At 59.8% G+C, this 12,459-nt stretch carries 12 protein-coding genes and 1 pseudogene; 4 read left to right on the forward strand and 9 right to left on the reverse strand.

Features of this window, described 5'->3' with window-relative positions; all coding sequences use genetic code 11:
- Positions 1-481, reverse strand: a 481-nt coding sequence (locus tag NW848_RS01335) for a DUF4388 domain-containing protein (protein WP_414510354.1), incomplete at its 3' end; no start/stop codon positions are given.
- Between the two features lie 334 nt (positions 482-815).
- Between NW848_RS01335 and NW848_RS01340 the strand changes: the two genes are divergently transcribed.
- A complete protein-coding gene (locus NW848_RS01340; RefSeq protein WP_011431511.1) occupies positions 816-1,100 on the forward strand; it encodes a YggT family protein in 285 nt (94 codons plus the stop codon).
- Between the two features lie 18 nt (positions 1,101-1,118).
- Here NW848_RS01340 and NW848_RS01345 read toward each other — a convergent pair whose 3' ends face one another.
- Both NW848_RS01345 and NW848_RS01350 read right to left on the reverse strand, forming a co-directional pair.
- Positions 1,119-2,237, reverse strand: a complete 1,119-nt coding sequence (locus NW848_RS01345; protein ID WP_011431510.1) for an electron transfer flavoprotein subunit alpha/FixB family protein — start codon at positions 2,235-2,237, stop codon at positions 1,119-1,121.
- A gap of 137 nt (positions 2,238-2,374) precedes the next feature.
- On the reverse strand, positions 2,375-3,226 hold the full coding sequence (locus NW848_RS01350; protein WP_011431509.1) for an electron transfer flavoprotein subunit beta/FixA family protein: 852 nt from the start codon (positions 3,224-3,226) through the stop codon (positions 2,375-2,377).
- Between the two features lie 345 nt (positions 3,227-3,571).
- Between NW848_RS01350 and argS the strand changes: the two genes are divergently transcribed.
- Complete coding sequence (gene argS, locus NW848_RS01355; RefSeq protein ID WP_011431507.1) at positions 3,572-5,368, forward strand: arginine--tRNA ligase; 1,797 nt, start codon at positions 3,572-3,574, stop codon at positions 5,366-5,368.
- 206 nt (positions 5,369-5,574) lie between these two features.
- On the opposite strand, the gene NW848_RS01360 is transcribed toward argS, so the two are convergent.
- The 6 genes from NW848_RS01360 to NW848_RS01385 form a co-directional block, all read right to left on the reverse strand.
- On the reverse strand, positions 5,575-5,790 hold the full coding sequence (locus NW848_RS01360; RefSeq protein WP_011431506.1) for a hypothetical protein: 216 nt from the start codon (positions 5,788-5,790) through the stop codon (positions 5,575-5,577).
- Between the two features lie 15 nt (positions 5,791-5,805).
- On the reverse strand, positions 5,806-7,470 hold the full coding sequence (locus NW848_RS01365) for a hypothetical protein (RefSeq protein WP_414402742.1): 1,665 nt from the start codon (positions 7,468-7,470) through the stop codon (positions 5,806-5,808).
- A 276-nt stretch (positions 7,471-7,746) separates the two neighbouring features.
- Positions 7,747-8,622: a shikimate dehydrogenase gene (locus NW848_RS01370; RefSeq protein ID WP_099812719.1), complete on the reverse strand. Its 876-nt coding sequence runs from the start codon at positions 8,620-8,622 to the stop codon at positions 7,747-7,749.
- A 35-nt stretch (positions 8,623-8,657) separates the two neighbouring features.
- Entirely contained in the window at positions 8,658-9,161 is a 504-nt protein-coding gene (locus NW848_RS01375; protein ID WP_011431503.1) for a hypothetical protein, read from the reverse strand.
- A 67-nt stretch (positions 9,162-9,228) separates the two neighbouring features.
- Complete coding sequence (locus tag NW848_RS01380; protein WP_414346684.1) at positions 9,229-10,461, reverse strand: response regulator; 1,233 nt, start codon at positions 10,459-10,461, stop codon at positions 9,229-9,231.
- A gap of 320 nt (positions 10,462-10,781) precedes the next feature.
- Positions 10,782-11,549 carry an SIMPL domain-containing protein gene (locus NW848_RS01385; protein WP_414402741.1) on the reverse strand — a complete coding sequence of 256 codons (768 nt, stop codon included), beginning with the start codon at positions 11,547-11,549 and terminating at the stop codon, positions 10,782-10,784.
- Between the two features lie 386 nt (positions 11,550-11,935).
- On the opposite strand from NW848_RS01385, the gene NW848_RS01390 reads away from it, so the two are divergent.
- Positions 11,936-12,211 (forward strand): DUF4404 family protein, encoded by a 276-nt coding sequence (locus NW848_RS01390; RefSeq protein ID WP_041438641.1) that lies wholly within the window; start codon positions 11,936-11,938, stop codon positions 12,209-12,211.
- Positions 12,212-12,241: 30 nt separating this feature from the next.
- Positions 12,242-12,459 (forward strand): annotated as a pseudogene (locus NW848_RS01395) (hypothetical protein); the annotation flags it as partial.

Consider the following 12,459-nt stretch of genomic DNA (forward strand, 5'->3'; position numbering starts at 1 on the left):
TGACGATGGTGGGGGCTTGGTTGGGGTCTTGGATGTAGGGGTGCAGCTTTTTCCACTCCTGCACCTGGGTGACCATCTCGGCGAGCAGAGGGGTGACAGGAAAGGTGGTCAGTTGGGGGGCCAAGGGGGATCCAGCCTCGAAAATGAAGGAGCCCTGGTGGAGGCTGAGCAGGTCGAAGAGGACTTCCCGCACCATGCCCAGCAGGATTTGCTTGCCTTGGCTGGGGTTGAGCTTGTGGTTTTCCAGCAAAGACCAGAGGCGGTTGTATTCGGGGGCATTGACCGCAGCTTTGGGAGGGATCTGAACTTCGTCTAGGGCGGCTTCCAGCTTGAAGCGGCGCAGGTAGTCTTTGAGGCGGGCGATGTGGCCTTCGGTTTCAGAGGCGTAGATGATTCGCCCGTTCAAGAAAAAGACAAACCAGTAGATGGAGGGTCTGGCCTCTACGAAAAGCTCACCGGTGCGCTGGCCCAACTCGATCAATTGAAGGATGCTTCGGATATCGATCTCTTGTAATCTTCCCTGCATGGGATCCCTGCCTGCAGTCAGCAAGATATGACCATTATGACGCTAGCCTTCTTGCTGCCATCCCACAAGGGGAGCTTTTTGGGGAAATAACCCACTTTGAATCCTGAAGATTTCTGGGTTCCTCGGGCTTTTAGGTTGGAACTGGCCAGAAGCGGATCCAGGGATCCCTTTTCAGCGACCAAAGGACTAACTTCTGGTTTGAAGGCAAGCCGATGGATCTGCACAGGCGGCTTTCCTTGGAGCAGAATAGGTGAAGAACCTCCCCTGAAACTCAATTGTTGCAAAAGCAATGCTGCCGATTTTCACCACTTGGGTGCTGGGCCCGCTGCTGGCGCTCTACACCGTTCTGTTTGTGCTGCGCATCTTCTTATCCTGGTATCCGCAACTGGATACCTCTCGGCTGCCCTATTCGCCAGTGGTCGGCCTGACGGAGTTTTTGCTGCGCCCGACACGCCGCCTGATCCCGCCCCTGGGGGGGGTGGACATGGCGCCTGTAGTGTGGGTGGGCCTGGTTACCCTGTTGCGGGAGGTGTTGCTGGGACAGCAGGGATTGTTGACCATGGCCCTGCACTAAAGTGCTTTCCCAGGAGGATTAGCGGCCCTGCAAGATAGGGATCTGCAGGGCGGGGGTTGGCGAAGGCCGGGCAGGAGAGTCCGCCTGGGTTTTCTCCTGCATCTGCTGCAGTTGCCGGATCAGTTCGGGCACCACCTGGTAGAGATCCCCCACGATGCCGTAGTGGGCAAATTTGAAGATGGGGGCAGAGCTGTCTTTGTTGATGGCGATGATGGTCTGGGACTTGTCCATGCCGACGCGGTGTTGGATGGCCCCGGAGATACCACAGGCGATGTAGAGCTGGGGGCGGACGGTCTTGCCAGTTTGCCCCACCTGGTGGGCATAGGGGATCCAGCCGGCATCCACAGCCTTGCGGGAGGAGCCGACGGCGCTGTTGGGGAAACAGGCGGCCAGCTCGCGCATCAGCTCAAAGCCGTCTGCCGATCCCAGCCCGTAGCCGCCAGCAACGATCACTTTGGCCCGCGTCAGATCGACGGCCTGGGAGAGGTTGCGCACCGTTTCCACAATTTGCAGCTTGAGATCCTCCGGCTCCAAGTTAACCGGCACCGGGATCACTTCTCCTTGGCGGGATCCGTCCCAGGGAAGCGGCTGCATCACCCCGGGGCGCACGGTGGCCATCTGCGGGTTTTTCCAGGGGCCGAGGATGCGGGCCTTGAGGGACTCGCCAAAGCTGGGCCGAATGGCGTACAGGCAGTCGGGGAAGAAGCCAGACTTGCCGGGATCTTTGCTGTTGCTGTACTCGAAGGGGCCGATGTCGAGCTCGGTGCAGTCGGCGGTCAGGCCGGTTTCCAGGTGGGCGGCCAGACGGGGGGCCAAGTCCCGACCGGTGGTGGTGGATCCCAGCAGGATGGTGTGGGGCGGCTGGGGCCAGCTTTTGATCAAGTCCAGGATAACGCGGCGGTAGGGCAGGGTGCGGTATTCGGCCAGCTCGGGGTGGTCGGCAACGAAGACCTGATCCGCCCCATGGCCGATCAGGATTGGGGGCAGGTGAGCGATGTTGTGCCCGAGGACAAGGGCGCTCAGGGTGGCTTCCAGCTTATCGGCCAGCCGTCGCCCCGCTCCCAACAGCTCCAGGCCGATGGGCTGCAACTCACCCTTGATCTGCTCGGCGAAGATCAACACCCGCTTGTGCTCCATAGAGCTTACGACTCCTCATCAAAGTAGAAAGGCTGGGAAGTTTGGTCAATTCCTATACAGATTTCCGCAACTTAGCGATAACTCACCTTTGGGCAGGCTGCAACTGAGAAGTTAAGGAATGGGTTTAGAGGGTGGAGTTAGCGGAAGGGGAAAGAGGGTAAAGCCTCTGGGGTAGCCAGGTAGAGGCTCAAGTCAAGTGCCTGAGCCAATTCCTTCACCAGTTGCGGCACGGGCTGCCCTTGAAAGATCTGACAGTTGCCGCCGATTTCCCCTACTTTTTCGGTGGCGGCCACGATGGTCGGGGATCCCTGGAGGCCGCAGCGCTTTGGATCGGCCCCCACATCGTCCAGGTTGAGGATCTGGATGGCCTCGGCCCGCGCCGCCTCATCCCGCATCAGCCGCTGCACCCGCTGCACACCGCGCAGGGTAGGATAGGCCAGACGCCGCGCCGAATTGGCTACCGTGACCAAGGCCGGCAGAGGCACCATCACGATTTGGGATCCCCCTTCGATGGCCCGCCGCGCCACCAGCATCCCATCGCGGATCTCGAAGGCCTCGCAATAGGTAACCTGAGGGATCCCCAGCCGCTCGGCCAACTGAGGCCCCACCTGGGCCGTGTCGCCGTCAGTGGTCTGGAGCCCGCAGAAGATGACATCGGGCTGGCCGGCGTAGCGAACCGTGTGGGCCAGGGTATAGGCGGTGGCCAAGGTATCCGAAGCGGCCAGGCGGCGGTCGGTCATCAAAATGCCCCGATCCACGCCGTGGGCAATGGCCTCGTAGAGCACCTCGATGGCCGGGGGCGGCCCCATGGTAATTGCCGTCACCCTCGCCCCGTGTTGCCGTTTGGTTTGCAGGGCCGCTTCCAGCGCATAGCGATCGAAAGGGTTGAGCATCCGCTTGGCCTTGGCCCGGTCGATCGTGCCATCGCTGTTGATGCCGGCTTTGGCATTTGGATCGGGAACTTGCTTGATCAAAACAAAGGTTTCCAAGCGGCAACTCCCCAGCAATTTTCTCCACGTTAGAAGGGATCCCCAACCTGCGCAGGCTTATTTAGCTTTTCTTTGGGATCGATAGCAGCTTTGGGCTTGAGCGTAGCCATGGCCGCAGAACCTGCCGTTTTCAAGGTTTCTCTCTAAGAACTGAAGAACAATTTACTATGGTTAATGAGGCGCAATGATCTCTGCTTTTCAGTAACTTTGTTAGACATCTAACTTGATACTAACTTGGCGCTACAGCAGGAGTGGCTCTGGTAGAGGGGCCTAGCCCAGGCGGAAGTATGTCAAAATCGAAAAACGCCTCTTCTCTGGGTTGAATTTTCCGGCAAGGTCTCTGCCATGGCCACCCAACCCCTCTCCACCTCGCTAGTTCGCTTTCTCACCGCCGCTGTATCCGAGAGCATTCGACGGGCCTCCGAGGCAGGGCAACTGGGATCGCTGACGCTGGAGCAGGCGGCAGGAGTTGCTCCCACGATCCAAATTCCCAGCGATCCCCGCTACGGCGACTACGCCTGTCCCACTCCTCTGGGCATGGCCAAGCTCTGCCGCATGGCGCCGGCCCAGATCGCCCAGACTCTGCAAAAACACCTGGATCTGCCGGGCATTGCAACTGAGGTAGCAGGGGGGGGGTACCTCAATTTCCGGCTGGGGGATTCCTTTTTGGCCGAGCGGTTACAAGAGCTGTTGCGGTTGGGGGAAGATTTCGGCAAAACTGCTGCCCCCCATCCCGAGCGCATCCTGCTGGAGTATGTTTCCGCCAACCCGACGGGGCCCCTGCACGTGGGGCACGGGCGCTGGGCTGCTGTCGGCTCCACGCTGGCCAACCTGCTGCGCTGGACGGGGCACCAGGTGGAGCGGGAGTTCTACATCAACGATGCCGGCAACCAGATGCGGCTCTTGGGCCAGTCGCTAGAAGTGCGGGTGCGGCAACTGCAGGGCGAAGAGGTGGCTCTGCCGGAAGACGCCTATCACGGCAGCTACTTGGTCGATATCGCCCGGCGGCTGCTGGATCAAGTTAAGGCCGGGATCCGCCCTCTGCCCACCACCCCGGAAGAGTACACCGATTTTGCCTACGCCGAGATGCTGGCTTGGCAAAAGCAGACTTTGCAACAGTTGCGCACCGAGTTTGACCACTGGTTTAGCGAGCGCCGCCTGCACGCCCCGGATCCCCAGACGGGCCTGAGCGCCATCCAACAGGCTTTGCAGGAGCTGCAGGAGCGCGGCTTCCTCTACAGGGCCAAGGCGCCGCGGGGTGAGGATCCCAAGCCGGGAGCGGAAGAGGCCGTCTATTTCAAAACCCAAGAGTTTGGCGACGACAAGGATCGGGTGGTGCAGAAGGCGGATGGCTCCTTTACCTACCTGGCCGCCGACATTGCCTACCACCGCGACAAAGTGCGGCGGGGCTATCAACGGCTCATCAACATCCTCGGCTCGGATCACCACGGCTATATCGGTCGCTTGCATGCGGCGGTGGGCGCCTTCAGCCCGGATGTCAAGCTGGAGATCCTGATTGGACAATTTGTCAAATTGTTCAAAACCGACCCGGAAACCGGCGAGAAAACCGAAGTGCGCATGTCCAAGCGCACCGGCAATTTTGTCTCCTTAAACGATCTCATCGACGATCCCGAAATTGGCGTTGGGGTGGATGCGGCCCGCTGGTTTTTGCTCAGCAGCAGCATGGACAGCCCCATCAACTTCGATTTGGATTTGGCCGTCAAGCAAACTTTCGACAACCCGGTGGTCTATGTCCACTACAGCCATGCCCGCTGCTGTACCCTGCTGCGGCGGCTTCAGGAAGAAGAAAAAGTGGAGCTAACTAACAAAGTTACCTTGACAGAGCAACAAAAACTGCCCTACCAAGAACCCGAAGAGCGGGCCCTGTTGCTGCGCCTGTTGGCCCTGCCCGATGAGCTGATCGCCGCTGCCGAAGAGCGCGCCCCCCACAAGATCATCCGCTATGCCGAGGCGATTGCCGCCGATTTCAACAAGTTTTATGACAACTGCCGCATTTTGCCCCTTTTGAAAGAGGATCCCCTCTTGGCTCAAGCCCGCATTCAATTGGTGCAGGCCACGCGACAGGTTTTGTTTAACGTGCTTACCGGCATTCTCGGCCTGAGCGCGCCGGAGTCGATGTAGATTTTAAGTAACACCGATCCCCATCTCAATACGAGAGGGAACTTGGGGATCAACTGCCTAAGTTTCGACTCTGTGGGCGCGCAAGAGCACGTTGGTTCCTAGCCTCTCTTGAGCCATCCAAAAAGCGCAAATCCACCACGAAACCTCGTCTTGGCGATAGATGCCACCGGTGAAAAGGTAAGGTTGCAAAATATCGGCCATCTGGGCTAAAGCTGGCACCTCAGCACATGATTGGCCCACACTTCGGGATCCAGAGCCTCATAAACGTAATCGGAAGGGAAATATAGATGGCTTGCTTCCAGGCTAGGTTGGCTGGTCAGCAATAACTGAGCAGGATCCGAAGACTCACATCCCAAGCGATCCCCGATTTGAAACGTGAGTTGAAACAAGCGGTTAATCAGCTCGAATTGTTCGGCGCTCATAGATTGAGATGGGCATCAGAGTTGACAAGTGCGACGGCTGCGTTCCAGCTCCGGCTCGATCCAAGAGAGGGCAAAGTGACTCACACAGGGCAACTGCGGGAAGCGGCGGGCCAGCTCTGCCATTTGGGCTTCCAGGCTGGGGCGTTTTCGCTGCGCTTGTCCCCACAGGCCGGCAATGGCCGGGCAGACAAAGGTTTGGGGAGAGGCCACGGCCAAGACCTGCTCCACCTGCTGCGCCACACAGGAGCCATCCTCGCACTTGGCATAGGCCATTGGGTGCCACTCCATGCCGGGATCGAAGCGATCCCAGGGCTGGAGACGAGCGTCAAACCCTTCTCCCACCGCCTGATTGCCATAGGGGAAAAAGACGGCTCCGCTCGGGATCCCAAGGCTTTGGGCCGGTTGGGCAGCTTGCCGTAGGTAATCGAGGATCCCGTAGCGGGCAAACTCGACGCTGAGCTGCCAGAGCTGCTGCTGCCAGCGCTCCTGTCGGAAAGCGGCGCTGGGTGTCGGAGAGGGGGTGGGATTCGCCGACGGCTGGGAATCCTCGTTTGCAAGGCTTGAATGTAGATCTTCGTTCCCGCCTGCTCTGCCTTGGGCCATCCCGTCCCATAGCTCTGGAGAAAGCGGCCGCTCCCCGCTTGCGCTGGGCCTGGGATCCCCTGGCTGACGCCACTTGGGCTCTTCGCCATAGGTGGCGTCCAGGTGGAGCACATCCGCCACTGTCACGTAGCCCTGGCTGAGGTAACGCTCCAGCAAGGCTCGGCCTGCCGCGTTTTCTGCCAAATCCAGGTAGGCTTGCCGGGCCGCCTCCCCATGGATCCAGAGATCCCGGACGGTGGCTGCCAGGCTGGATCCCCCAGAGCCGCGGGGATAGCGAATGTAGTCGAAGAGGATCCCATCCGGCTGCCGCTGCAGGATGCGGCGGATCAGCTCGGCAAAATCCCGGCGCGCCACGGGATGGAAGGGATCCACAAACACCTCATCCGGGCTGCCCAAATCTTCCAGAAGGGCCGTTGCCGGATCCAAGACGGTGGTGAGGCCACGGCCGTTGCGGGCCAAGACTGCCTGACGATCCGGTCGCTGTCCGTAGCTGTAGCCAAAATTGAGGGAAAACACCCAGGCATAAGCCGAAAGCCCTCGCCGTCGCGCCGCCTTGAGGGCCAAATCCAACAAATCGGCGTTGGGCTGTAGGCTGGGCCAGATCCCGCCCCCACCATCTGGCAAAATGGAGCGGCCATCGTAAAACGTCTCGATAAAGACGCGGTTGTAGCCCAGGTTCACCACCTGGTCAAACACCTGATCCAACACGCCCGGATTGGCATCGCAGGGATGCAAGCGCACCCAAATGGCTTGGATTTGCGGCCAACGGCGGCTACGGCAGGCGATCAAGGCAGCGCGATGTTCTGCCAAAACTTGGTTGTATTCAGCTCGGGCGGCATCTGACTGGGCGGCCCGCTGGCGCAGTTGGGCCTTGCGCGCCACTTCCTCAGGCGGCTGCCGGCAGAAGGCGTCGAGGGATCCCCTCTGTTCCCCCCTACCCTGCAACCCGGAATGGCCGGGCCAGAGGAATTGGGCCTGGGCGGCGATCCCGGATCCCAGGAGTATCAGCGCGCCGAGCACGCCCCCCAGCCAACGGATCCCGTATTTTTTCCACCGTTGCCTCAGCACTCCCGACACTCTCAACCTCTACTGAGAATGGCTTCAATCCTATCCTCTTTCTCCTCTAAAGATCGGCAAATCAAAAGCAATTGTTCCCGCTCGAACAAGCTCAATCAAGCTCATTTAACTTCGAGCCCGTTGTCCTGAAACTTCTCGCACGACTGTGGGCTTCTCAGCGCGGAGAATAACATTGCAGGAAGCTCGATCGTTTACCGATTTCAACAGAGTGAGGAGCCTATCTTTGTAGCAAAAAATACGGCTCTGTTTGAATTCAAGACTCAGCCAAGAGGACAACTAGGAGTTGGGATCCCCGATCTGGGCCAACTGCTGCCGGGCCGCCTGCCGCATCACCTCTACCGGCACGGGCTTGCCCCCCAGCCAGAGGGAGAGGGCTTTGGCCCCCTGGTGGATCAACATTTCCAGGCCGCCAATAGGGGTGTGGCCCAGCTCAGCAGCCATGCGCAGCAGCGGTGTGGGATCCGGCACATAGACCAAGTCATAGACAGTGGCGCCGGCGGGCAGAAGGCGCAGTTGCTCCCAGCTGAGGGGAGACAGCTCAGCAAGGGATCCCGGCTTATGCATGCCCACGGGGGTGGTGTTGACCAAAAGCCGCGTCTCAGCCAGGTGGCGATCCAGTTCTGCCCAGCTCAGCGTCTCCACCTGCGGCCAGGTCTGTTGCAAGGCACGTAACTTCTCAGGGGATCGCCCGGCCACCCGCACTGGCCCCAGCCCCAGCTCCAAACAGCCCTGGATGGCCGCCCGCGCCGCCCCGCCGGATCCCAGGATCAGGGTGGGGATCCCTTTCTCCAGGCCCAGCAAAGGCTGGACAAAGCCGTCGATATCGGTGTTGGTGCCGCCCCAGCCTCCCTCCGGCAGGGCGTAGACCGTGTTCACCGCTCCCACCGCTGCCGCCCGCGCTTCCACCTGGCTGAGCAAAGGCAGAATCGCCTGCTTGTGGGGAATGGTGACATTAAACCCCCGCACGCCGATGGCCGCCAGGCCGGCCACCGCCACCGCTAAGCGCTCTGCCGCCACCGGAAAGGGCACATAGCAGTAGTCTTCTCCCATGGCCGCCAGAGCGGCGTTGTGCATCGCCGGGGATAGGCTGTGGGCCACCGGATCCCCGATCAGGCCCAGCAACTGTGTGCTTCCCGAAATCCGCCTGTCCACTCCAATCCCAACTCCAAATTGTCTGCGAGTCTCGGCTATCGAGATTCCGACTCCACGCGATCTAGAGTTTGCCGGTAGCGCTGCCGCCAACTGGCCAGGGATTCCTCGGAAATGTGATCGATTAAGTTGCTGATCTCTCCCAGAATTTGGTAGGCGCGGTCAAAGCTTTGGCGGGTGCGCTCTTCTTGATCTGGTTGGCGCGCCTGCACCATGTACAGGCTCATCTTGATGGTTTGCAGCCGGTTTTTGCCCAGATCCTCCAGCATTTCGCGAATCTGACCGATGGCCTCCTGCCGCACTCGGCGCTGCCGCCGCCGCAACAGCCAGAACAGAATGCCGTGGATAACCCCCACCACGGTGGCGCTGACTGCCGTTGCCATTGCTACGGAAAGAGCGCTGCGGCTGGCCACCCAACCGCTGAGCAGGATTACGCCTATCCCCACCGCTGTCAGGATCAGCTCGATGTTGTCGAGAAACCACCTTCTTGCTGACTTCCAGGTAGCGGATCCTGCTCCTCGGCCCTGAATAGAATTGAACATCGCTGTTACACCTCTCCCCCACCCATTCTGCTCAAGCCAACCTGATGGCAAACTTTGGGGATCGGACTTACCGGCGCAGTCGCCATTTTCCGCGGCCCAGTTGACGCTTTAGACGACGCCGCGGTTTCCGCCGGCGGATCCACAAGGGCCTCTGAGAGCGGGATCCCGCTGCAGAGGTTTCAGATCCAAGCCTGCCAACCCTTTGGCTTAGCTCTTGGTTTTGTTGCCGCAACTCTTCGAGCTGCCGGAGGTGAGTTTCCAACTCCTGGCGCAGGTTGGCATTTTCTTGTTCCAGACGTTGCAGAGATTTCAGCAGCTCTGAAGACTCCGTCCCCCTGACACGGTCGGAAACGAGGATGGGATGGGGAGCAGTCACCACCGAGGTGTGGACATTTTTGCTGTCTCGCAGGGCTTGGGCAGCCCGTCGCAACAGGGCCACCCCCTTGGGATCGTCCTTATCTGTGAGCGTGGCCGCCCCAAATTGAAGCTGCACCGGCAGCGCTTGCCCATTCACCACAAAGGGATCCTGGATCAACCGCTGGCAGCAGCGCTCGGCAGCGATCTGGGCAGCGGCCAGAGTGCTCCCCGGCAGCACCACGATAAACTGGCCCTCGTCGTAGCAAAAGAGATCATCCCCCTCTCGCAAATTGTGGGCCAAGCGATCCGTAAACAGCTTGAGAAGAGCAGCCCGACCGCCGGCCTCCAGTCCTTGCCCCAGAGCAGCGAGGTTGGCCAAGCGCAGCACAAACAAACTGAGGGGATCCGATTGGGCACGGGCTTGGGCCACCCGCAACGGCAGGCGAGTAACCAGATCCTGCCGATTGCCCAAAGCAACCGAGCCAGAAGGAGATGAGACTTGTTTTTGTCCAGTCTGGAGCAGATATTGCTGGCGGCGGCTCTCCACAATGCGCAGCCCTGCCCGCACCCGCGTCAGCAGCTCCGCCGCCTGAAAAGGCTTAGAAAGAAACTCGTCGGCTCCGGCTTCTAAAGCCCGCTCCATGTTGTCGTTGCCCTCGCGGGCGGTCATGAGGATGTAGTACACCCAGGCATATTCGGGCGCTTGCCGCAACTGCCGGCACAGCTCTAGGCCGTCGAGAGCGGGCATGACCCAGTCGGCAATGATGAGATCTGGAGTTCGGCGGCGGATTTGTTCTAGGGCAGAAAGGCCATCCAGGGCATAGGAAATACTACAGCCCTGCTTGCCGAGAAAATTAGAGAGCATTTCCGCCACCATGTAGCTGTCATCCACGATCAGCACATGGGCCCGCAAGCTGCTGGCTTCGCCTTTGCTAGCGCCCAAGCTTGCCTGAGGGCCTTCAGACGTACCAGTGGCAGCAGCGCTCTCCAAATTGGGATCCACGGGCAAGCCAAAGCCAGATGAGAAGGAAATCCGGGAAAGCAAACTTTCCAATGGTTTTCCATCGCCATTCTAGACGTAGGGATTGGCAGCCACTACCTAACTTTGCCGGGTTATTTTTTTGAGATTTTTGAAGTTTCGTAGTCATTCCCAACCCGAGGAAGAGGCTTCTAGGCGTTCCTCCCTCTCCCAGGGGGAATCCTTCTCTGCCCCAGCGAGAGGGAAGGCAGGGTTCGACGCGACTTCATGGCCGCCACAGGAACCTAGAAACGAATCTCGAGCGTGACTTGGGCGCGCACCGTTTGCTGTCCCCCTTCCACTGGCGTGGTGGCTGCCTGGAGAGGGGCATCCTCCTCCGCTCCACCCATGCCTGGGGACGGGGGTTGGACATAGCTGTCGCTGTGAATCTGGATGCGTTCCACGGAACGGATGCTCAGGTTCAAGGCCCCCAGCACGTCACTGGCTTGGCGTCGAGCATCTTCCACAGCTTGGGTTAGGGCGCGGCTGCGTGCCTGCAACCGGGCGGCCTCATTGGCTCGGAAGCTGACCGACTCCACTTGGGTGGCTCCGGCAGCCACGGCTTCGTCCAGCACTTGTCCTGCTCGGGCTATGGGCACCTCAAATTGGAAGCTGTTTTGCCCCTGGATCCCTGTCAGGCGAGGCGGGCTCTCTCGGTAGTCGTATTGGGGATAGAGGGAAATGCCGGTGGTCTGCAGGGCGCTCACCTGCAGCTCCTTGAGGCGGTTCACCAGCCGCTCCGAGCGCTCGGCCACCTGTTGCTGTACCGATTGCGCCGTCTCCCCTTGGAGCACCACCCCCAGCCGGATTACCGCAATGGAGGTTTCCACCGCAACAGATCCCTGGCCGGTTACCGTCAAAGTTCGGGATCCTTCACCGGGACTGGCCATCGCTCCTCCATTGCTGCCAAGCCCATTCCACACCAATAAGACCAGCGCCAGTCCCAAAGCCAGCCAGGGCATTCCCTTCAAGAATCCCAACTGCTCTTTTTTCCAGCCCTTGCTCCCTTCCATGCTTCATCCCCAACTTACTCCCACCGCTCTTCCATCTGGCTGGACAAAAGCCCCAGCCACCAGTGCCCTAGCCTCACCCAGACGTTGCGTTGCTGCCCACCGCTGCAACAGCCCCTGGCCCTGTCTAATTCTAATTCCTAGGAACAGGGCAACGGCAACTGCTGCCCCCAGCAGGGCCAATGCCAGCTCAGACATAGGGATAGACAGCAAGGCTACTGGCCATCCTAATGAGAGTTGCTCCAAGGTTGGGATCCCTGGCTGCAAAAGTTAACCTTTGCCGCCTCAGCCACCCCCAAAAGAGCGATCTCCGCTCCTGCCCATAGGACGTATGATCGAGTCAGCGTGGTCAAAACTTGATTTATTGATTTGTTAAGGTCTTTTTGAGAATGGCCGAATCAAAGCTGCGACAACTGCTGCACGATCTGGATGTTGAGCTGCAAAAAACCTCCGGCTTGGATGAAAGGCAGCGGCAGCACATTGCCGCCATCCGCCAGGAGGTGGAAGCCGTGCTGGCAGAGCTGGGATCCCCAACCAAGGGCCAACAAAACCCAGGGCGCAAAGCTCGCATTGGGGAAGCGCTGGCACTGTTTGAAACCTCCCACCCCAACCTCACGCTGATCCTGGAGCAGGTGATTGACACATTGGCAGGAATGGGTTTGTAGTTCCCGCGGTGGGTATCCAAGGGTTTCAGAATGAACGGCCAAGACCGCTTAGATCGAGTAGAACAACTCCTAGCTCAGGCAGCCGAGCAAACTGCTGCTAACAGCCGCGAGATCCAAGAGCTGCGCCAGGCCATTCGGGAAAGCCACGCCGAGCTGAGCGAGCAAAACGCCGCTCGCAGCCGGGAAATCGAGCAGCTGCGCCAGGCCATTCGGGAAAGCCACGCCGAGCTGAGCGAGCAAAACGCCGC

Source organism: Synechococcus sp. RC10A2, from assembly GCF_047502605.1.